Raw genomic sequence first — 21,925 nt, forward strand, 5'->3', positions numbered from 1 at the left:
AACCGACCGAATGTCAGGCAGTGGGTACGCAGCACAGAGTTGTTGCCGACCAGACTTCCCGGCGCACCGTGGATCATCCTATCGCGCCGAGGCCGTTCCCGACGAACTCATCAGTCAGCGGACGCTCGGCACGAATTTCGCCAGCGCCCGCCAACCCAGCAGCAGAACTGCTGTGGACAGCGTTGCTACGACGATGAACGATCCGGCTGTTCCCTGCCCGGTCAGTGCACGCAGCACCATGCCCACCGCGACCGTCATCACCCACACGACGATGCCCGTCGGGACGATGAGGAAAGCGTCGAACTTGTTGCGGTACAGAGCGAACGCGACGATCCAGCCGATGGCGGCACCGACGACGAACGGCCAGGCGGTGTGGAACAGGCCGGACAGTGCGGTGGCCTCGGCGTGACTGCGCCGACCTATCGCGGCGAACAGCACGATCATGAGCACGTCGATGACGGCAGCAACTACTGGGGAACGAAACTTCACGCGCACCACTGTAGACACCGACAGCGAACGGCCCGCACCGACAAATGCGGTGCGGGCCGTTCGGTGGTCCTCCCCGGCCGGATCAATGTGAGTTTCAGTCGCTTGGACTGCAACGAAGTCGCATTGATCCGAGGGGGTGGGGTCCGGAAGGGGGATGAAGCGAGGCGGACTTACGCCTGCAGTCCGGCTTCGATTTCGAGGTTCAGCGTGATCTTGTCGCCGACGACTGCGCCTCCGCCTTCGAGGGGCATGTCGATGCTGATGCCGAAGTCCTTGCGGTTGATGACGGTGCTGGCCTCGAAGCCGGCGACCGGTCCGTTGCCCATGCCGGCGTTGACGCCGTTGAACTCGAGCTTCAGATCGATGGAGTTGGTGACGCCGTGGAGGGTGAAGTCGCCGGTGACGACGAAGTCTCCGCCGTCGGCCTTGACCGAGGTGGACTTGAACGTCGCGGTGGGGAACTTCTCGACCTCGAAGAAGTCGGCGGTCTTGAGGTGGCCGTCGCGCTGCTCGTTGTCGGTGGTGATGGACGCGACGTCGATTTCGGCGTCGACGGACGGCGTGCCGTCTTCGGCAACGGTGATGGTGCCGCTGAAGGTCTGGAAACGGCCACGGACCTTGCTGACCACCAGGTGGCGGACGGTGAATCCGACGGTGGAGTGGGCCGGGTCGATGACCCAGGTGCCTGCGGTGAGCTCGGGAAGTGCGATCGCGGTGGTCATGGGGACTCCTAAGGGTTGAAGTTTCAATGCTGATAGTACACAAGCGGACCGGGGTCCGTATATATTCCGAGTGAACAGAAGGTGACGGACAGCACAGCTCGTCACGCTACGCGGGCTCCGGATCGCCCTTGGCGTCGCGGATGTCCTCGGTACGCCGCAACTCGGCGGTCTCCTGCTGCTCGAGCGCGATGTCGAATTCGAGATCGGCGTGCTGGTGCTTGCGGAACAGCACGAGAAACACGATCCACCCGACGATGGCGACGAGGATGAAACTCACGCCGCGGTACACCAGCGCCGACGCGACGGCCTGCGATGCGCTGATCGACGCAGCGCTGGTGAGAAACGCGATCAGGGTGGCGTCGACGACGACCAGGCCGCCGGGTGCGAGGGGAACGGATCCGACGGCCTTGCCTGCGGCGAAGGCGATCAGCAATCCCGACAGTCGCGGATCTGCGCCGACGGCGAAGCACGCGAACGCCAAACAGGCGACGTCGCCGAGTCGATGCACGGCGGACCACGACAGAGCCAGCGCGCCGTCGCGTTTGCCGAGCTGAACGGACTGGATCTGGCCGATGATCTTGTCGATCCCCTCGGCACCCGCGTCGAGCTCGTGATTGCGGAATGCGTTGTATCTGTGCAGTCCCCAGCGCGCGATGCTCTTGATCGACTCGGGGTGATTGGAGATGTAGCGAACGGCGGCGACGATGGCGATGACGCCTGCGATCGGGAGCACCACGGTGAACGTGTTGAACGAGCTGCCGACCACCAGTCCGCCTGCGACGCCGAGCACGGCCAGTCCTGCCGCGGCGATCACGCCCGAGATGGCCAGCTGCCAGGACGCGACGACCGGGCTCGCTCCCCAGCGGCGCGTCTCGCGATAGGTGAACGCCGTGGAGAACACCTGGCCTGCGGGGAGGGTGAGCGCCATTGCGGTGCTGCCGTAGATGACGGCCACGGACTTGCGCTGGCGTACCTTCACTCCACCTGCGTCGAGCAACTGCTTCTGCACTCTGCCGAAGGCGCTCAGCGACACCGCTTGAGCGAATATGCAGGCCGCCAGCCAACCCCAGTGGATTTCGCGGACGGCGGTCCAGGATTCGTGCAGCCGCGGCCACAGATAGATCGCCTCACCGACCAGCAGCGCCACCAGGGCGATTCCGGCGATCCACTTGACCCACCGAAGTCGGTTTCGCGGACGCCGCACTGCGGGTCCGCGGGTGGAGCTGGGGTCGGGCACCTTGTCAGACTAACCGTCGAGCGGCGAGGGATCGGGATAGTCCACCGGCCAGGCCAGGTGGGTTGCCCGTCGTCGACCACGCAGTTGAACCTGGTCGCCCAACTCCCACTGCTCCTGTTCCTCGTCCTCGGCGAAGTACAGGGCCGAGGTCGACGCCAGGACGCGTCCCGGACGCAGTTTCGCCAGCTCGGTGAGTCGCGAGGCCTCGTTGACCGGGTCTCCGATGACCGTGTACTCGAAGCGTTCCGAGGCTCCGATGTTGCCGGCGACGGCGAGACCTGCCGATACGCCGATGCCGATGTCGAGCCCGGTGATCTCGTCGAGAGCGAAACGCAGTTCACGGGCAGCAGCGAGCGCGGCGGTGGGTGCGTCGGGACGATCCAGTGGGGCCCCGAAGATCGCGAGGGCCGCGTCGCCCATGAATTTGTTGACGAAACCGTGATGACGTCCCACGACGTCGACGACCACTCGGAAGAACTCGTTGAGCAACACCACTACCTCGCCCGGTGGGCGCTCGGAAGCGGTGGCGGTGGAGCCGACCATGTCGACGAACAGCACTGCGACGAATCGTGTCTCGCCGCCGAGCTCGGTTCCGAACTGCAATGCCCGACGCGCCACGTCCTCTCCGACGTGTTGGCCGAACAGCTCTCGCAGGACGCGTCGTTCGGCCGATTCCTCCATCATTCGGTTGAAGCCCACCTGCAGGCGTCCGATCTCGGAGCCGTCGAACACATCGACCTCGACGTCGGTCTCGCCGCGCTGAACTCGCTCGATGGCGCTGTGCAGCTGGCTGATCGGGTCGGAGATCTGGCTCGCGGTGAGCATCGAGAGCACGAACGCCTGCACGATGGCCAGCACGCTGAGCAGGATGATGGCCACGGCGAGCGCGTTGGGGGAGAACACCAGATCGGTGGTCAGCTGAGTGGCGCACAGCAGGATGATGCCGATGACGGGCATCAAGGTGCCCAGGCCCCACGTCATGGCCATGCGGGTGCCGACGCCGGGGGTCATCGTGCGGTCGAATCGGCCCTCGCTCAACGCGAGTGCCGCGACCGGTCGCAGGATGCGCTCGCCGAGCATGTAGGTGAATCCGAACGTCACGGTGGCGGCCATGCCGACGGTCACGATGACGGCAATGGACAGCGACGGCATCTCCGCAATGGTCAGCAGCACGAAGATGATGCCGCCGATGATCCACAGGATGAGGTGCACGATCGCCTGACGCAACGGCGCGTGCAGCGTCGTCATCTGTTCCTTGCGGGTGGGTGGGCCACCGCGGAGCTGCCATCTGATCACCGAGCGCAGTAGGAAGTACGCGTAGATCAGGCTGACGACCAAGGCCACCAGTAGGTACGCCCCGAAGATGTACACGTTGCGAACGCGGTCGGCGACGATCGATTGCGATTCGGGGATGGGCAGGCCGTATCGCACGAAGGCGAACACGAGGACCGCGCCGAAGACGTTGGCGATGAGCATCGAGAGCATATAGAGCGGCCAGCGACTCTTCAGGGTGAGCGAGACCGCTCGGAAAGATGCCAGCACGGGTTAAATTTAGCGGGTGAGCACCGACGAGTTGCGGGCGCAAGGTACGGGGGCGTCCCCGGGCCCCACTTCGGCTGCGGATTCGGTGCATCCACTGGTGCGGGTCGGCGCGGAATGGACGTGGCGACTGCTTGTCCTGTTTGCCGGATTCATCACTTTTGCCTACGTTGTGGCCAAGCTCAGCACCGTCGTGATTCCGTTGGGCCTGGCGCTCCTGGCGTCGGCGATGCTCGTTCCCGTCGTCGATTGGATGCACCGGCGCGGAGTGCCGCGGGCCGTCGCGGTGATCGTAGTGATCATCGCCAGCATCGGCGTGGTCGCCGGGATCATGACCTTCATCGTCGAGCAGTTCATCGAGGGCCTGCCGCAGGTGGGTGATCAGTTCACCCAATCCATCAACAGCGTCGAGGAATGGCTCAGCAACGGGCCGCTGCACATCAGCGAGGATCAGATCAGGCAGGCCACCGACAACCTCGTCAAGGTCATCCAGGACAACCAGGAAGCGGTCACCAGTGGAGCGTTGACCACCGCCACGGTGATCGGTGAAATCCTCACCGGCGCAGCGCTCACCCTGTTCATCCTCATCTTCTTCCTGTACGGCGGCGATCAGGTTTGGCAGTTCGTGACCCGGCTGGCTCCGACTGCGGCCCGCAGAAGAATCCGCACGGCGGGCATCCAGGGCTTCGGGTCCCTGGTGGGATACGTCAGGGCGACGGTTGCCGTCGCGGCCGCCGATGCCATCGGTATCGGAGCCGGGCTGGCCATTCTCGGTGTGCCACTGGCACTCCCGCTGGCCTCGTTGGTGTTCATCGGAGCGTTCATCCCGATCATCGGTGCCGTGCTGACCGGATTCGTCGCGGTGTTCATCGCACTGGTCACCAAGGGTCTGATCACCGCGGTGATCACCCTCGGCATCGTGGTGGCCGTCATGCAGCTCGAAGGCCATGTGCTGCAACCACTCCTGCTGGGCCGCGCCGTGCGACTGCACCCGTTGGCGGTGGTCCTGTCCATCACCGTCGGCATCCTGCTCGCGGGCATCGTCGGAGGCCTGCTGGCGGTGCCGATCGTCGCCGTCCTCAACACCGCCGTGCGGTCGCTGCTCGCCGACGACCCGGACGAGGTCTACGAGGAACTCGAGGTACCCGACCCGCTGTATTCCGCCGAGCCGAGCAATCCGGATACCCCGCCCGGAAGCGACGAGCCGGATCGGCTCGCCAAGGGAGAGCTGACGATTCCGAAATCCGACAACGATGCGGACGGCTGACCGGGTACGGACCACGCTCACCTCGTCCGATCCCGACACCCCGCTCTGGCGGGCCTCGCAGGCCTTCCGTCTGATCACCCTCGTCTACGCGATCAGTTATCAAGCCGCGACCGTGGACAACTACACCAACCCGCGGCTGAGCTGGTTTCTCGTCGCTCTGATGGCCGTGTGGTCCGGGGCATCGGCATTGATGCTCGCGCGCGCATCGCTGCCGCGCTGGCAGGTGGTGCTCGCCGATCAGATCATCGTCATCGCTCTGATGGCGTCGACGCGACTGGTGGCCGACTACGACTGGTACAGCACCCGCCAGACTCTGCCGACCACACTGTGGGCCACCAACGCCGTCATCTCCGCCGCAATCCTGTTGGGCCCCAAAGGTGGAATTGCATCCGGGGTGGCGATGTCGGTGGTCAGCGCACTCGTCCGCGATCGCTTCGACTCCGACCTCTGGTCCGACGCCACCGCCCCGGTCCTGCTCTCGGCCGGACTGGCACTGGGATTGGCGTCGAACACCGCCCGGCGCGCTCACGAAGAACTGCGTCGCGCAGCACGATCGGCCGCGATCACCGAAGAGCGAGAACGGCTGGCCCGGCAGGTGCACGACGGAGTGCTGCAGGTGCTGGCCCTGGTACGCAGGCGTGGTCTCGAAATAGGCGGTCCGGCAGCCGAACTCGCCGAGCTGGCCGGCGAACAGGAAGTGGCTCTGCGCGTGCTGATCTCGGAACAGGCGGCTCCGCGGGACGATCACACCGGCTCGATCGTCGACGTCAGGGCACTGTTGCGAACTCAGGCGGGCACATCGATCTCGGTCTCGACGCCCGCCGATCCGGTACTGGTCGAATCCGACGTCGCCGAGGAACTCGCCGCCGTCGTGGCCACCGCACTGTCCAACGTCGAACTCCACGCGGGAGCAGATGCGAAGGCCTACGTGTTGCTCGAGGACGTCGACGGAGAACTGATCGTCAGTATTCGCGACGACGGACGCGGCATCCCTGCCGGACGGCTCGCCGCCGCCGAAGCCGAGGGTCGGATGGGCGTCTCGAAGTCGATACTCGGCCGCGTCGAATCTCTCGGCGGTACTGCGATACTCGACACCGACGAGGGTGAGGGCACCGAATGGGAGATCCGCATTCCGCGAGCGAAGGGACCGGAATGACAGAGGAAGCGAATGCCGACATCGCGGTGATGGTCGTCGACGACCACCCGATGTGGCGAGACGGCGTCGCCCGGGACCTCGACGCCGCCGGATTCAGGGTCGTCGCCACCGCGGACGGCGTCGCCGCTGCCGGGCGTCGCGCCCGAGCGACCACACCCGACGTCGTGCTGATGGACATGCATCTGCCCGACGGCAACGGAGCCGACGCCACCGTCGCCGTCCTGGACGCGTCGCCCGAGACGAAGATTCTGGTGCTCTCGGCCTCCGCGGAACGCAGTGACGTGCTCGACGCCATCAAGGCGGGTGCGACGGGTTACCTGGTCAAGAGCGCGTCGGCCGAGGAACTGTTCGACGCGGTCCGCGCCACATCGGCCGGGCAGGCGGTCTTCACTCCCGGCCTCGCGGGCCTGGTACTCGGGGAGTTCCGGCGGATGTCGTCCTCGCCCGAGCCGGAATCCGACACTCGCCCGACGCTGACCGACCGCGAGACCGAAGTGCTGCGACTGGTCGCAAAGGGACTGAGCGCCAAGCAGATTGCGACCCGACTGACGCTCAGCCATCGCACCGTCGAGAACCACGTCCAGGCGACCCTGCGAAAACTACAGCTGGCCAACCGCGTCGAACTGACCCGCTACGCCATCGAAAAAGGGCTGTGAGGGTTTGCGTCGGTAGCCGAGGGGCACTCTGCATCCCATGACCGACAACGAAAATGCAGTGGACACCACCGTCGACCCGGCGAAGCACTCGAAGGGGGTCGACGCCGATCTCGATCAGACCGGCGCCGAGCGCGACGAGGCCATCGACGAGTTCGACGGCCATCTGGACGGATCGGGCGAGGAGTCCTCGCTACCCACGCCCGAGCCGACCGACGTGGCCGATCAGTCCGACGAGAAAACCGTCACGCGGTCCGAATAACGCTACGGACTGCACAACCTGCCGAGCGCGAACTTGGCGACCGGCACGTACGGCAGCACCAAGGGCAGCGGGCCGTCGATCGTCAACCACGCCCTGGTCCCGTTGGGTCGCGAGACGACGCCGTGCGTCAGGTCGACCCCGATGGCCTGGTTCTGGAACCATGCCGACCACGCCCACGTCCACGATCGCTCGTCGACCGAATGCACGCGGAAGTCGATCGGCACGCCCAACGGACCCAGCACTCGGCCGGTGGTGTCGGCGTCCAGGCGCTCACCGCGGTACTCGACGCCGATGATCTGTGGAGCCCAGGTCTTCCAGGCCGTCGGTTCCATGTAGCGTTCCCAGACCTCGGGGGCGGGGGCGTTACCGGTCGATTGCAGTGTCACTCGCATCTGTCTCACCTACCCGTTGGTAGCGATCCCCACACAGAATTACGTGAGGGTTCGGCCACTGTCCATCACCGCGCCGTCGTGCGGACTCTCGGCTGGGGAGACTGGTCGGGTGCGCATCGTGCAGGTGGCCAACTTCTACGGACCGAGGTCCGGCGGCTTGCGGACGGCCGTCGACCAGCTCGGTTCGGGCTATGTGGTCGGCGGACACGAGGTGACGCTGATCGTGCCGGGTGCGCAGTGGAGCGAGGAACTGCTGCCGTCGGGAGTGGTGCGCATCGAGGTGCCGGCACCGCAGATCCCGCTCACCGGTGGGTATCGGGTGGCCGACCCGCGCCGAGTGTCCTCGGTGGCGGCGGGGCTGCGGCCGGACGTGATCGAGGTATCGGACCGACTGACGCTGCGCGGCATGGGTGCCTGGGCTGCGCGCCGAGACGTGCGCAGCGTGATGATCTCCCACGAACGCCTGGACCGGCTGCTCGCGCAGACGATGCCGATGCGCTGCGCCCGCCCCATCGCGGATCTGGCCAATCGGCGTACGGCCGAACAGTACGACGCCGTCGTGTGCACCACGGAGTTCGCGCAACAGGAGTTCGAGCGCATCGGTGTTCGCAACGTGCACCGAGTGCCGCTCGGTGTGGATCTCGACCTGTTCCATCCGCGGCGTCGGCACGTGGGCAACCGGTCGGCATGGCTGGGCAACGCCGATCGCCTGCTGGTGCATTGCGGTCGGCTGTCGGTGGAGAAGCACGTCGAGAGAAGTATCGATTCGCTTGCTGCGCTGTGCGATTCGGGAATGCGGGCGCGGCTGATCATCGCCGGCGACGGCCCCCGCCGAGCCGGCCTCGAACGACGCGCCCGCGGCCTGCCCATCGACTTCCTCGGTTTCGTCGACGGCAGAGCGGCCGTCGCAGACCTGCTGGCCTCTGCGGACATCGCTCTCGCACCGGGACCACACGAGACATTCGGGCTCGCTGCATTGGAATCGCTCGCCGCGGGCACCCCTGTCGTCGTCTCCGAGACCTCGGCGCTGGCGCAGATCGTCACCCCACACTGCGGCGGATCCTCCGAGAACACCGCAGACGGATTCGCCGCCGAGATAGAACGAGTACTCGAACTACCGGTCGACGGCCGCCGCAGCGCAGCCAGGTTGCGCGCCGAACAGTTCGGATGGCCGGCGTCGGTGTCCGGAATGCTCTCCGTTCTGGGCGGTCGCGCAGCCTGAGATCTTCGCTACCCTGAACGCATGGAGGCAAGGGATCTGCGAGTGTCCGATGCCGAACGCGAACACGTCGGAGAGCTGCTGCAACGCGCCGTGGGCCAGGGCATGCTCTCGCTCGGCGAGTTCACCGAGCGAATGGACACCGCACTGGCGTCGAAGACCCGCGGTGAACTGAACTCGGTTCTTGCCGACCTGCCCGGGATGCAGATCGCCGAGGAGCATCGTCCGGCACCGAAACCCTTCGCCGCGCCCACCCCGCAACCGATCCCGCGCCGCGTCGTTCAGGAACATTGGGGGCACGGCAGCGGCGCGTCGGACACACTGCGCGGCACCATGTCCACCATCACCCGCAAGGGACCGTGGAACGTGCCGCCGAGCCTGCGCGTCTCCACCCGCATGTCCACGGTGACACTCGACTTCACGCAGGCGGTCATGTCGACGCAGATGGTCGAGATACACGTCGACGACTACTGCAGCACCGTGACACTGATAGTGCCGACCGAGGCGACCGTCGATCTCAACCGCGTCGAGACGGTGGCGGGTAGCGCCACCAACAAGGTCCGCACCGGACCGCCGTACGGGCCGCTTCATCTCGTGGTCTCGGGCAAGGTCCGCTTGGGCTCGGTGACCGCCAAGCATCCTTTCGGTAGCTCGATCCGTCGCATGTTCGGCTAGCGAGGCGCTTCTACTCGAGGGATCCGAGTAGCACTACTCACGCTTTTCGGCGGCAATGCTCGCAGGATCTAGTCCATGACTTCTTCCCAGAACTCCGGGCTGGATCCGCAACTCGTCGCGCGACTGTCCAGCCGCTTCGATTCCCTGGGCGACCACATGCGCCAGGTGGCCGTCGATCTGCAGACTCTGCAGTCACAGCTCGGTGCCGCAACGGCTCCCGCTCCCACGCGGCAGGCGTCGGCACCGGTCGCTCCCGCCGTCCCGCCGCCGGTGGCGTCACCACACATGCCCCCGCAGCCCTACGGTCAGCCGTTCGGCCACACTGTCCGTCAACCGACGGGGCAGCAGATGGTTCGGCCCCAGCCCGCCATGACCTACCCCGCACCACCCAGGGGGCCGGTCGTCGCGCCTCGACCGCCGGCTCCGCCGCGCGAACCGTGGTGGCAGCGTGACGGTGTCATCAGCCGTCTGCTGGCTGTCGCCGGCGCGGGCGTCACCCTCGTCGGTGTGGTGATGCTGCTCGTTCTCGCTGCACAGGCCGGGTGGTTCGGCCCTCCGCTGCAGGTCGCGGCGGGTGCAGTGTTCTCACTCGCGCTGATCGGTGCAGGCGTCCGAGTGTTCGGTCGCTCGGGCGGACGCATCGGCGGCATCGCCCTCGCCGCCACCGGCATCGCGGGCCTGTACCTCGATGTACTCGCGACGTCCGTCCTGTACGGCTGGCTCGATCCCATGATCGGGCTGATCGCCGCATTCGGAATTGCTGCCGCCGGAACGGCACTCGCAGTTCAGTGGAAGTCTCAGCCGATGGCGGTGCTGATCCTCGCCGGAGTCGCAGTGTGTGGACCGGTGCTGACCGACGGCCTCGACCTGACCCTGATCGCGTTCCTCATCGCCACCTATGTCGCCAGTTTCCCGGCTCAGATCGGTCGGAATTGGCAGCTCCTGCAGGTCGTTCGGACCGTACCCCTCGTCGGCGCAGTACTGGCTGCGATCGCGAGCGCCGACCTGTCCGGATCCACCGGCGACCTCCGGCTACTCCTGGTCGTCGTATCGGTGGCGGTCGTCGGCATCGGCACATCATTGGAGTTGTTGCGCCGCAACGTCTCCGATGTGGTCGCCACCGTGATGATCGCTCTCACGTCTCTGCCGGTGCTGGTCTCCGCGGACGTTTTCGATCGCGGGGCCACCGTCGCCCTTCAATTGGTCCTTGCTGCTGCAGCGGTGACGATCGTGGTTCTGGTGAACTGGTTGCCGGTGCACGCTCGTATCACCGTCGCGGTCATCGGAGCCTTGGCGACGCTGCAGGCCGCAGTCGAGTCGACGACCCTCGAGATTCGTCCTGTCGTGCTCTTCGCCGTCGCGTTGGCTCTGATCGCGGTGGCGCACAGCACCCGCTCGGCGCTCGCGTACACGATGGGCAGCGCATTCGGCGTGATCGGCGCACTGATGTTCGTCTCGGTCAGTCCGCCACAGGCGCTGCTGGACTCCGATCACGCAGTGGGCAGTGTCGGTATCGCCGTCGGCGGAATCCTGCTCGCTGCAACGGTATTCGCCTTCGTTTACGTGCTGGTCGAACTGAAGCTGGTCGACGACGGACTGCAGGCCCTCGGCATCGTCTCCGGCCTACTCGCGCTGTACGGCCTGACGGCGGCAACGGTGACCCTCGGCATCGGAATCGGCGGCGAAACAACGGGATTCACCGCAGGCCACACCGCGGCGACCATCGAGTGGATGATCGCAGCCTTCGCGCTCCTGGCATTCGGGCTGCGCAGCGTCACCCACGCGCACCTGGCCCTGCTGGCCGGACTGTCCTTGACCGCCGCGGCCATCGCGAAACTGTTCCTGTTCGACCTCGTCGCCCTGGACGGACTCTTCCGGGTCATCGCCTTCATCGCAGTGGGACTGCTGCTGCTGATCGCGGGCACCCGATACGCCAAGGTGTTCGCGGACCGAGAGAGTGCGGCAGTGTCCTCCTGACCCCCGCTGCGTCAATGGACCACTGCATACGTCTGAGGAGTGCAGTGGTCCATTGACGCGCCCGACCTGAGTCCGGCCACACCGCGTGAATGGACCATTGCATACGTCTCGGCGGTGCAGTGGTCCATTCACGCGTTGTGGGGCGGCGGCGCGTCAGTCGTCTTTCGGAACCGTTTCGCCGAGTCCGAGCTTGCGTTGCATGCGCTTCATGCCTGCCGGCGCCCACCAGCTCGCATCGCCGAGCAGTTTCATCGTCGCGGGCACCAGGAACATGCGAATGACGGTGGCATCGATGATCAGGGCCGCGATCATGCCGTAGGCGATGTACTTCATCATCACCAGATCGGAGAACGCGAATGCTCCGGTGACGACGATGAGGATCAGGGCCGCGGCGGTGATGATGCGTCCGGTGTGCGAGGTGCCGATGTGGATGGCTTCGCTTGTACTGGAACCGTTCTCGCGAGCTTCGACCATACGAGAGAGGAGGAACACCTCGTAGTCGGTGGACAGTCCGAACACGATGGCGGCGATCAGCAGCAGAATCATCGCCATGATCGGCCCGGGCGTGAAATTCAGCCACGCCGCGCCGTGGCCGTCGATGAAGATCCACGTCAGAATGCCCATCGTGGCACCGAGCCCGAGGGTCGTCATCAGCACCGCCTTGATCGGCAACACCAAGGATCCGAACGTCAGGAACATCAGTACGGTCACCACGATGACGACCAGTACCGCCATCAGGGGTAGACGGTCCACCAGCGCATCGATCGAATCCCGTTCGATTGCAGGCGTTCCCGTCACTTCCATCGAGGTGCCCTCGGGAGTGTCGATGCTGCGTAGGAATTCGATGGCGGGCGCTGCGTCGTTGCGATCGATCAGTCCGGCCTTGAAGACGATGATGCCGTCCTTGCTGGCACCGACGGGGGTGAACTGCTCGACGAGGCCTGGTGCGTTGTTCGCCTGGGTGGTGATGGCGGCGAGGTTCGACCCCTGGGCGTTCTGGATGACCAACTCGATCGGCTCGGTGCGCTGGCCGGGGAACAGTTCGTCGAACTGTTCCTGCGCCACCCGCGTCGGATTGTCCGGTGGCAGATACGTCTCGTTGATGCCGCCGAACGCGAGGTTCCCGATCGGAAGAGTCAGCGCCAGCAGTCCGAGCACGATGGTGACGACCACCTTGATGGGGTTGCGCATCACCCAGGTGGTGAGCTTGCCCCACATCCCGTTCTCGATCTCCTCCGAGGACTTGGTCTTGCGCATGAAGGCCAGACCGAGCGCGTCGACGCGGGGGCCGAGAATGGACAGAATGGCCGGCAGCACGGTGATCGCGGTCAGCGCCGCGAGTGTGACCGTCGCAATCGAACCCAGGGCGACCGATCGCAGGAACCCGTGCGGAAACAGCAAAAGACCACCGAGGCACGCGACGATGATCGTCGCCGAGAACGCCACCGTGCGACCGGCCGTCATGACCGATCGACGGACGGCATCGGGCGTCGACCGGCCGTCGCCCAGTTCCTCTCGGAAACGCGACACGATGAACAGTCCGTAATCGATCGCCAAACCGAGTCCCACCAGGGACACCACCGGTGCAACGAAGGTGTTCACTTCGGTGACGTGGGTGAACAGCTTCACGATGCCGTTGGCACCGACGACGGTCAGTGCGCCGACGATGAGCGGCAGCGCAGCGGCCACGACGCCGCCGAACACGAAGAACAGCAGCACCGCCACCGCCGGGATGGCGAGGATCTCCATGCGGTGGATGTCGTCGGTCATCGTCGACTGGAGGGCGGCCGCCACGGCCTGTTGGCCCGCGACCTGTACGTCGATTCCGTCGATGTAGAACGCGTTCTGGACGGCCTGGAAGTTATCGGTCAGTTCGGTGTCGTTGGTGCCGACGATCGCAATGCTGGCGATGGCGTGCTGCTTGTCCGTGGTACCGAGAGCCGCCAACACCGGTGCCTCGGCAGTCCGGAAGTAGCTGCCGTTGATCTTCGCGATTCGGTCCGGATACTCGGCCACCAGCGAGTCGAGATTGCCGACGACCGCAGCGTCGAACGCTGGGTCGTCGATCGTCGAACCCTCGGGAGCGGTATAGAGGACGATCACATCGCCCTCGGCATTGCGGCCGAACGTCTCCTCGGCGAGGTTGTTCGCAGCAGCAGATTGCGACGTCGGATCGTCGAAACCGCTCTGGCTCAAGTGGTCGGTGAGATCCCAGCCGTACGCCGCCAGGATCGACAGCCCGGCCACCATGACACCGAGAACGGTGTACCGGAGTCGGTGGACGAAATTTCCCCATCGAACGAACACGTGTGTGTAACTCCCCCTGGATGCACGCGACTACCGCCGCCACGTGAGTGAACACTTCGGCTCAGGGAGGTTAGCCGATCACATGAGCGTCAGCGTGAACGGTTGCGCTCGCGTGCGAGCAGTTCACTGACGCTGAGCACGTGTCCGTTCTCGCCGCCGCGATGACGACCGCTGTCGCCGCCCTCGGTGGTCGGAGCCGCTCGACGGCCCGACGGCTTCTCGGACGGGGATTCGCTCGACGCGGATCCGTTGTTGCCGTTGCGCTCGGCACCGGTCTGCTCGGTACCGTTGCGCTCGGATCCGTTGTTGCCGTTGCCGTTTCTTTCGGACCCGTTGTTGCTGTGGCCGTTGCGTTCGGAACCGGTCTGCGGCGAGCTGTTCTCGTTCGAACCGCTGTGATCGGACCCGTTGGCGGTCGACCCGTTGCGCGGTGTGCTCGGGGGTGGTGATGCGCTGGGTGCTCGCAGGTCGGCGAGCCAGCTCTCGATGGACCGAGAATCCGGTTCCTCGGCGCGAGGCGCGCGTGCGGCCCGGGTTCGGCTCGGCGGCGCGGCGGGTGGACGCGGTGCGCTCGGTGCGCGGGGCGGCTGAGCCGACGGGGGAGCAGCCACCGGGTTGACCGGCGGTGCAGGCCGTACGACCTCCGCTGCCTGGGTCGGTTCCGGTTCGACGGTCGGCCGCGGCGCAACCGGCCGGCTCGGGGCAGGCCTGGGAGCCGGTTGTTCCTGCGGAGCGGCCTGGGCCCGAGGCGGAGTCGGGGTGGGTCGGGCAGCCGGTGCAGCAGGTGTGGCGGGAGCCGCACGGGTCGGCTCGGGTGGGGTTGCCGGACGCCCTGTCACACTGCGTCGGGATTCTTCCTTCGCCGCGTGGGTCGCCCGAATGGGGCCGCCGCCGTGCGGTGCGACCACGGGAATGGGTTCGGTGAGCGGCTCGTTGCGGCGCGGTGCCGGACGCATCGGCGGCGCAACCGTGGTCGACGGTGCACCGCCCGCGAGAGCGAGCTCGGGCACGTCTGCCATGGGGAGCAGCTCGTCCTCGAGGATGGTCTCGCCGAGTCCGAGCTTCTGCTGAATCCGCTTCATCCACTGCGGGGCCCACCAGCAGTCGTCGCCGAGCAGTTTCATCGTGGCAGGCACGAGGAACATGCGGATGAGGGTGGCGTCGATGATGAGGGCGGCGATCATGCCGTAGGCGATGTACTTCATCATCACCAGATCGGAGAACGCGAACGCGCCGGTGACGACGATGAGGATCAATGCCGCGGCGGTGATGATGCGCCCGGTATGCGAGGTTCCGATGCGGATGGCTTCGCTTGTGCTCGCGCCCTTTTCGCGCGCTTCGACCATGCGAGAGAGCAGGAACACCTCGTAGTCCGTGGACAAGCCGAACACAATCGAGATGATCAGCACCAATACCGGAGCCATGATCGGCCCAGGGGTGAAGTTCATCAGCCCCGCACCGTTGCCGTCGATGAATATCCACGTCAGGATGCCCATGGTGGCACCGAGACCGAGGACGGTCATGAGCACCGCCTTGATCGGCAGCACCAACGATCCGAACGTCAGGAACATCAACAGCGTCACGATGAACACCACCAGGACGGCCATCAGCGGCAGCTTGTCGATGAGCGCACTGATCGAGTCCTGCTCGATGGCAGGGGTACCGCCGACGAGGACCGAAGCGCCGTCGGGCACGTCGATACTGCGGAGGAAGTCGATGGCGGGCTTGGAATCGTTGCGGTCGACCAGTCCGGCCTTGAAGACGATGATCCCGTCCTTGCTGGCACCGACCGGAGAGAACTGCTCGACGAGGCCGGGAGCATTGTTCGCCTGATTGGTGATCGCGGCGAGGTTGGCACCCTGCGCGTTCGAGATGACCAATTTGATCGGCTCGGTGCGTTGGCCGGGGAAGAGCGAATCGAACTCGCCCTGCGCTTCACGGGTGACGTTGTCCGGCGGCAGATAGGTCTCGTTGATGCCGCCGAACTTGATGTTGCCGACGGGCAGCGTCAGCAGCACCAAACCGAGCACGATCGGGACGGTGACCTTGACGGGATTGCGCATCACCCAGCGAGTGAGGCGGCCCCACATGCCGTTCTCGATCTCCTCGCTGGACTTGGTCTTGCGCATGAACTTCAGACCGAGGGCGTCGACGCGGGGGCCGAGGATCGCGAGCATCGCGGGCAGGATCGTGATCGCCGTCAGGGCGGCGAGTGCAACGGTGGCGATCGAGCCGTAGGCCACCGACTTGAGGAAGCCCTGCGGGAACAGCAACAGACCACCGAGGGACGCGACGATCATCGTCGCGGAGAACACCACGGTGCGACCGGCCGTCATGACGGTCCGGCGCACGGCCTGTGGCGTCGAGTAGCCATCGCCGAGTTCTTCTCGGAATCTCGAGACGATGAACAATCCGTAGTCGATGGCCAAGCCGAGGCCGACGAGCGAGACCACGGGTGCGACGAACGAGTTGACCTCGGTGAAGTTGGTGAACACCTTCACGATGCCGTTGGCCCCGACGACCGTCAGACCACCGATGATCAACGGAAGAGCGGCCGCGACGACGCCGCCGAAGATGAAGAACAGCAGCACCGCGACGGCGGGGATGGCGAGGATCTCCATGCGCTGGATGTCGCCGGCCATCGTCGATTGCAACGCGCCCGCGACGGCCTGCAGACCGGTCACCTGCACGTTCACGCCGTCGATGTAGAAGACGTCCTTGACGGCCTGGAAGTTGTTGGTCAGTTCGGTGTCGTTGGCACCGGCGATGGCAATGCTGGCGATGGCGTGCTGCTTGTCGGCGGTGCCCAGTGCGGCGAGGTTCGGCGCAGTCGCCGTGCGGAAGTAGCTGCCGTTGACCTTCTCGATCTGGTCCGGGTGGTCGGCGGCGAGGGAGTCGAGGTTGGCCACGATCTCGGCTTGGAACTCGGGGTCGTCGATCGTCGATCCCTCGGGCGCGGTGTAGAGGACGATGACGTCACCCTGCTTGTCGCGACCGAATGTGGTGTCCGCCAGACGGGCAGCCTGGGCCGATTCCGACGTCGGATCGTCCCAACCGCTCTGACTGAGATGGCTGTTGAGATCGAGACCGTAGGCAGCGAAGCCCAGCAGCCCGGCCACCATGACACCGATAACGGTGTACCGCAGGCGGTAGACGATGTCTCCCCATCTGGCGAACACTTAAGAAACTCCTTGGCGCCCGACGAGCAGGGCGGACAGCGGTCGGAAGGGCTGCAGCCACGCACCTTCGTCGGGAAGCGAATCCAGACTCACCCGTGGCAGTGGCTCACGGAAGACGCCCGGAATGTCCTCGAGGTCGAGGAACTCCAGGATGTCCGACGTGACAGCCCAGCTTGCGTGCTCCCGGAAGCCCAGCACCTGTACGGGCACTCCGGTTGCTGCGATGGCCTCCAGTGGACCCTTGAACGCCTGACCGTCGGCGGACGCGACCATGACCCCGGCGAGGCCGCCGTCACGGTTGCGGAAGTCGATGTGGTCGAGCATGTCTGCGTCGACGTCACTGTCTTCGTCGACCTTGGGCTTGGCGAACACCGCGAAACCCACGTTACGCAATGCTTCGACCCAGGGTCGGACCACATCTGCGCTGCCGGGGGCGATGTTGGTGAACACCGTGGCCTCGGGTTCGAGCGTCGCGGTGCCGGAGGTGGAGAGTTCGGCGGTGCGGCTGAGCAGCCATCGGCCCAGGGCATCGAAGCGCGGACGGTAGGCGGCGGTGGGTCGGCCACCCAGAATTGCGCCGAGTCCCATGTCCAGGTTCGGGGCGTCCCACACCAGCAGGACGCGTTTGCTGTGGCGCGATTCACCGATCGCGCCGAGTTCCGAGGGGTCGACAACGGTGTCGGGCATGTCCGTACTGACGCTCATGCTGTCTTCTTTCCCCAGATCAATTCCGTCACCGAGCTACCGACAAGCTGTGCCTTGCCCTCGAACTTGGTCACCGGTCGCTCGTGTGTCATGGGCGATTCCCAATCGAGAACGGTCAGACCGGGCTCGGCGTTCCCGGCCTCGGCAATCCACTCAGCGTATTCGGCATGGTCGGTTGCCACGTGCAGAACGCCACCGGGCTTCAATCGATCCGCGATCATCGCGAACGTCGGACCCTGCAGCAGCCGACGCTTGTGGTGTCGAACCTTGGGCCACGGGTCGGGGAAGAAGACGCGGACGCCGGTCAACGATTCCGAGGTCAGCATGTTCTCGAGCACGTCCATCGCATCCCCGCGCAGCAACCGAACGTTCTCGATTCCTTCTCGTTCGATCTGCTGCAGTGTCTGGGCCAGGCCGGGGCGGTAGACCTCGACGGCCATGAGGTTGACGTGCGGCTCGGCCGACGCCATCGCCGTGGTGGCGGTGCCCGTACCCGAGCCGATCTCGAGAATCGCCGGGCCGCTGCGCCCGAACCAGGCGTCGATGTCGATCTGCTCGTCGGCCACGTCGCGGCCGATGCGCGGCCACAGGTTGTCCCAGGTGGTCTGCTGCGCTTCGGTCAGCGCTCCGCGCCGAGAGCGGAAACTCGTCACTCGGGGGTACAGCCGTGAGCCCCGTTCCTGGGTCTTCACGGCATTCTCCTCGGTGTCGACAGAGGGGTCCTGGGGCTCGTTCACCGGTCCATTGTCGCGCATCGGCGGGGCGTGTGACAGGTGGGTCTCGAGTTGAAGTTGAGACTTGCCGTCCTACCGCTGATCAGCGGTAGGACGAGCCCGGCTAATTACAACGATGCAATTCCCGACGGTCGGCTCGTCAGCGCCCGCGTGTGCCAGAATCGGTGCCGCAGCAGGGGGCTGTGCGTCGCCTCTCGGGGTGGGCGACGGGGCGTTGGTGGGGGAATCGATCATGGATGTCGCCGAGGTCAGTCTTGGCCAGTTGCGTGACCGCGTTGCGTCGAGCGACGCACGTGAGGCCGTCGACACTGCCGTCCACGATCGCCTGCGGCCGATGACCGCACGGGTGACCGGCCGCGCAGGCGTCGGGAAATCCGCGGTTCTCGCCGTTCTCGAATCGGTGCCGCTCGACGCCGACGGCCTCGAAGTCCGATGGCGCGAGGGCAGAACCGACAGCAGCGAGGGCGAGGTGCTCGTCCACGTGATCGCGGGTTCGGTGTCGCCGGTCGACACCGCTCTGCTGAGTTCTCGGCCGAAAGATCCACTGGACGGGACCGTCGTCGTGCTGACCAAGGCGGACACCCTCGACGACCCCGCAGCCGCGGCCGCAGCGGCCTCGGATCAGTTGGGTCGGACGGTTCTGCCGGTGATGGGAACCACCGCGGCGGGATTGCGGGGAGTGGGCCGCGCCGGCGCGTCTTTGGACATGGCCGACGTGCGTGCCATCGCAGCGGCCGATCTGCGCCCGACCGACCTGATGACCGTCGATCGCTTTCGTGCCGCTGACCTCGCGGTGTCGACGCGTCGCAGAGAAGCGCTGATCGAATGCATCGAACTGCGTGGTCTCGCCCTGCTCGTCGACGTGCTGCGGCAGTCGACGGCTGTGTCCGACGGCGATGCGGTGCGGATGCTGGCCGACGCCACCGGTGCCGACGCTCTGATCGCCGCGGTCTCCGCGGCCGTTTCGGTGGCCGCGGCGGCTCGGGACGCCGAGCTGCATCGCAGAGTGCACCGGATCTCCGCCGGCCACCGGCGGGTTCGTGACGCCGTCGAGTCGTACCTGGCCTCGGACGAGGCGGTGGCTGCCGAGATGCGCCACGCGGCTCTACTGCTGGGGGTGCCGATCGAGACCGGTTCGGAGCAGGTCGCGCTGGAGCAGGCGGTGCTGTGGAAGCGGCGGGCGGCCGCTGCCGGGGACCCGGACGTGCGTCGCGCGGCACTCGCGCTGTGCCGAGGGCACGTACGAATGCTGCGCCGATGACACCGCTGTCGGAGGACATGAAAAGCGTTCTACGACGCTGGAATTCGGGTGCCCTCGACGAGATCGAACGAGCAAGGGTCAGTCGACCCACCGGGGTTCACCTCACCGGTACCGCCGGGTCGGGCAAGTCCGAACTGCGCCGCGAGCTCTCCCGACTCGACGGTGCCGCCATCCATTTCACCGACTCGATGGCCGATGCCGCCGTCGTGATGATCGTCGTCGACGCGTCGGCTCCGGTTGGTCGCGTCGAGGTCGAGCAGTGGCGAGCAGCCCTCGAATCCACGCCGGTTCTGTTCCTGGTGAACAAGATCGACGTGCATCGGCACTGGCGCGAGGTGGTCTCGGCCGACAGTGATGTCGTTGCCGAGTGTGTCCCACGATCGGTGGAGTGCACGTTCCACCCGATCTCGGTTCGGTTGGCGCGGACCGGACGGGAGAGCGGCGACGCCGCGATGTCCGCGGAGTCGGGTATCGGAGCAGTGGCGGACCGGCTCGGCGCGCTGCTGCTGCAGGCCAAGGCTCTCGGATCCCAGCGCAAATATGCTGCGGCAGTGCAGGACTGCGCAACCGGAGCCAGAGCGTCGATCGTGGCCAGAGCGCGCGCGGTGACCGGGGGAAGTGATACGGCCGAACTCCGTGCGCGACGAGCCCAGCTCGTCGGCGAACGGGACGATCTCGGTGGCGACCGACGGGCGCTGCTGCACAATCGGATTCAACGGGTACGCGTGGAGTCTCTCCATGCCGCGGCCGAGGACTTTCGCGCCCTGGTTGCCGAGGCCAAGCGCACGATCGACGGGTCAGGACGGGCCGAACTCACCCACCTTCCCGTACATGTCGCCGAGTCCGCGCGCGGAGCCAGGAATCGGGCCGACGCGGCGCTCACGGCCCGATTGCGGGCAGTGGAGACCGATCTCGGGCTCGAACCGCTGCAGGCGGAATCGAGTGTCGCGGACGCCCCGCTCGACATCGGGGAGCCGTCCCGGCGTCGGGGGATCGAGGATGCGGTCATGATCGTCGTCGGTGCGTCGGCTGGGGTGGGACTCGGGCGGCTGGTGGTGTCGCCGATGGCGCTGGTGCCGGCCTGGGCTGTGGCCAACACCGTGATCACCCTGGTCCTCGGGGGTGCTCTCGCCTGGTGGATCACGCGGTCACGGGCGCTGGTGGCCGACCGCGCCCACCTGCGCGGCTGGACGCAGGAAAGCCTGGCCCGGGTCAAATCGTCGGTGGAGCAACACGTGCTCTCGCGGATTCTCGATGCCGAGTCGACGCTCGCGTCCGCCGTTGCGACTGCGGACCGGGACGCGGCGGCCCGCATCGACGTCGCACTCGCCGAGGTGGACGCCGAGCTCCGTCGGCTTGCCGACCACCGATCGGCGCTGCTGTCTGCCTGCGATCGCGATCTGTCTGCACTCGAGCGAGGGCTCGAGCGGTTCCGCGGACCCGATCGTGGTGTGTTCGTCGCCCCCGAACCCGTCCATGTCTCTCCGAAGCGGGTGGAACCGTTCGATGAGCCGGTGCGTCGGAGTCAGTAGGTGCAGTGTCGGTTCGTTGATCGAGGTGAGGAGCGTCGATGATCGCGGTGGATGGCTTCGCAGCAGGGGGCTTCCTCACGGAGGAGGTCGAACCCCACGACGTCGAGGATCCGGGTGCGCCCACGGTCTCGACGGACCTGTTCGATCTCGACGGGGACGGCCACTACGAGACCACCGTACGACGTACCGACGCCGGGATGACCGTGGCGACCGACGTCGACGGCGATGGTGTGACGGACAAGTTCACGGCGTTCGGACGTGACGGGCAGTACCGATCCTGGGAAATTTTTCGAGAAGCGAACGGTATCGGTCGGGGCGAAATGACCGAATCGGGTGAGCTGTAGTCGGTCTGCCCTGAGCGGACGTCGCCGCTGGTAGACGCCTTCTTGCGCGGATCTTTCCCTATCTGAATCGGTCCTGTGACTAATCGGACAACACCCTGTTTCCGGATTTACGTCGCTCGGCGTTAACCTGAGTACCAGGACACCCGGCGCTCGACGCTCGGCTTGCTGTACCCGTTACGATGGTGTACTGCGGCTCGAACGGTCGAGCAGCGCCCCGCCGAGAGGGGAAAACCGAGATCTGCTCGCGCATGTTTTGCCCACAGTGATCGTGCGAG

Annotated in this window: 19 protein-coding genes; 10 read left to right on the top strand and 9 right to left on the bottom strand. The window is 66.0% G+C overall.

The genetic code is table 11. The features are described from left to right. Positions 1-114: 114 nt before the first annotated feature. The 4 genes from CH251_RS24035 to CH251_RS24050 all read right to left on the bottom strand — a co-directional run bounded on the left by CH251_RS24035 (position 115) and on the right by CH251_RS24050 (position 3,933). Positions 115-489: a DUF3054 domain-containing protein gene (locus CH251_RS24035; protein ID WP_373454989.1), complete on the bottom strand. Its 375-nt coding sequence runs from the start codon at positions 487-489 to the stop codon at positions 115-117. 170 nt (positions 490-659) lie between these two features. Next, the gene (locus tag CH251_RS24040) at positions 660-1,211 is read right to left on the bottom strand and encodes a YceI family protein (protein ID WP_032396667.1); all 552 of its coding nucleotides are present in this window, start codon (positions 1,209-1,211) and stop codon (positions 660-662) included. Between the two features lie 106 nt (positions 1,212-1,317). Next, positions 1,318-2,448, bottom strand: coding sequence for a YbhN family protein (locus tag CH251_RS24045; RefSeq protein ID WP_094615424.1), 1,131 nt, complete (start codon positions 2,446-2,448; stop codon positions 1,318-1,320). Between the two features lie 9 nt (positions 2,449-2,457). Then, a complete protein-coding gene (locus CH251_RS24050) occupies positions 2,458-3,933 on the bottom strand; it encodes an adenylate/guanylate cyclase domain-containing protein (protein WP_094615452.1) in 1,476 nt (491 codons plus the stop codon). A gap of 142 nt (positions 3,934-4,075) precedes the next feature. Here CH251_RS24050 and CH251_RS24055 point away from each other — a divergent pair, with 142 nt between their 5' ends. Genes CH251_RS24055 through CH251_RS24070 form a run of 4 tightly spaced genes read left to right on the top strand, consistent with a single transcriptional unit; the run spans position 4,076 to position 7,325 of the window. Then, entirely contained in the window at positions 4,076-5,254 is a 1,179-nt protein-coding gene (locus CH251_RS24055; RefSeq protein WP_094615453.1) for an AI-2E family transporter, read from the top strand. After that, positions 5,241-6,410 carry a MacS family sensor histidine kinase gene (gene macS / locus CH251_RS24060; RefSeq protein ID WP_094615425.1) on the top strand — a complete coding sequence of 390 codons (1,170 nt, stop codon included), beginning with the start codon at positions 5,241-5,243 and terminating at the stop codon, positions 6,408-6,410. Before CH251_RS24055 ends, macS begins: the two co-directional genes overlap by 14 nt. A gap of 29 nt (positions 6,411-6,439) precedes the next feature. Continuing rightward, a complete protein-coding gene (locus CH251_RS24065) occupies positions 6,440-7,066 on the top strand; it encodes a response regulator transcription factor (RefSeq protein WP_179273463.1) in 627 nt (208 codons plus the stop codon). A 37-nt stretch (positions 7,067-7,103) separates the two neighbouring features. After that, positions 7,104-7,325, top strand: coding sequence for an autophagy-related protein 2 (locus CH251_RS24070; protein WP_094615426.1), 222 nt, complete (start codon positions 7,104-7,106; stop codon positions 7,323-7,325). 2 nt (positions 7,326-7,327) lie between these two features. On the opposite strand, the gene CH251_RS24075 is transcribed toward CH251_RS24070, so the two are convergent. After that, positions 7,328-7,717 carry a MarR family transcriptional regulator gene (locus CH251_RS24075; protein ID WP_094615427.1) on the bottom strand — a complete coding sequence of 130 codons (390 nt, stop codon included), beginning with the start codon at positions 7,715-7,717 and terminating at the stop codon, positions 7,328-7,330. A 109-nt stretch (positions 7,718-7,826) separates the two neighbouring features. Between CH251_RS24075 and CH251_RS24080 the strand changes: the two genes are divergently transcribed. The 3 genes from CH251_RS24080 (at position 7,827) to CH251_RS24090 (ending at position 11,588) form a co-directional block, all read left to right on the top strand. Continuing rightward, positions 7,827-8,939 carry a glycosyltransferase gene (locus CH251_RS24080; RefSeq protein ID WP_094615428.1) on the top strand — a complete coding sequence of 371 codons (1,113 nt, stop codon included), beginning with the start codon at positions 7,827-7,829 and terminating at the stop codon, positions 8,937-8,939. 21 nt (positions 8,940-8,960) lie between these two features. Further along, positions 8,961-9,611 carry a DUF1707 domain-containing protein gene (locus tag CH251_RS24085; protein ID WP_094615429.1) on the top strand — a complete coding sequence of 217 codons (651 nt, stop codon included), beginning with the start codon at positions 8,961-8,963 and terminating at the stop codon, positions 9,609-9,611. A 75-nt stretch (positions 9,612-9,686) separates the two neighbouring features. Continuing rightward, entirely contained in the window at positions 9,687-11,588 is a 1,902-nt protein-coding gene (locus CH251_RS24090; protein ID WP_179273427.1) for a DUF2339 domain-containing protein, read from the top strand. Between the two features lie 153 nt (positions 11,589-11,741). Here CH251_RS24090 and CH251_RS24095 read toward each other — a convergent pair whose 3' ends face one another. From CH251_RS24095 to trmB, 4 genes are all read right to left on the bottom strand, one after another. Then, positions 11,742-13,895 carry an MMPL family transporter gene (locus tag CH251_RS24095; protein ID WP_094615430.1) on the bottom strand — a complete coding sequence of 718 codons (2,154 nt, stop codon included), beginning with the start codon at positions 13,893-13,895 and terminating at the stop codon, positions 11,742-11,744. 89 nt (positions 13,896-13,984) lie between these two features. Then, positions 13,985-17,074, bottom strand: coding sequence for an MMPL family transporter (locus CH251_RS24100; protein WP_094615431.1), 3,090 nt, complete (start codon positions 17,072-17,074; stop codon positions 13,985-13,987). Further along, positions 17,075-17,761 carry an NYN domain-containing protein gene (locus CH251_RS24105; RefSeq protein WP_230596533.1) on the bottom strand — a complete coding sequence of 229 codons (687 nt, stop codon included), beginning with the start codon at positions 17,759-17,761 and terminating at the stop codon, positions 17,075-17,077. A 14-nt stretch (positions 17,762-17,775) separates the two neighbouring features. Beyond that, positions 17,776-18,534, bottom strand: coding sequence for a tRNA (guanosine(46)-N7)-methyltransferase TrmB (trmB, locus tag CH251_RS24110; protein WP_094615432.1), 759 nt, complete (start codon positions 18,532-18,534; stop codon positions 17,776-17,778). A 94-nt stretch (positions 18,535-18,628) separates the two neighbouring features. Here trmB and CH251_RS24115 point away from each other — a divergent pair, with 94 nt between their 5' ends. From CH251_RS24115 to CH251_RS24125, 3 genes are read left to right on the top strand one after another with little or no spacing between them, the layout of a single operon-like run. Then, entirely contained in the window at positions 18,629-19,774 is a 1,146-nt protein-coding gene (locus CH251_RS24115; protein ID WP_143537817.1) for a hypothetical protein, read from the top strand. Beyond that, a complete protein-coding gene (locus CH251_RS24120) occupies positions 19,771-21,306 on the top strand; it encodes a hypothetical protein (protein WP_094615434.1) in 1,536 nt (511 codons plus the stop codon). Before CH251_RS24115 ends, CH251_RS24120 begins: the two co-directional genes overlap by 4 nt. A gap of 38 nt (positions 21,307-21,344) precedes the next feature. After that, the gene (locus CH251_RS24125) at positions 21,345-21,650 is read left to right on the top strand and encodes a DUF6802 family protein (RefSeq protein WP_094615435.1); all 306 of its coding nucleotides are present in this window, start codon (positions 21,345-21,347) and stop codon (positions 21,648-21,650) included. Positions 21,651-21,925 lie beyond the last annotated feature (275 nt).

Origin of the sequence: Rhodococcus sp. 06-462-5 (assembly GCF_002258315.1) — a bacterium.
Taxonomy (GTDB): domain Bacteria; phylum Actinomycetota; class Actinomycetes; order Mycobacteriales; family Mycobacteriaceae; genus Rhodococcoides.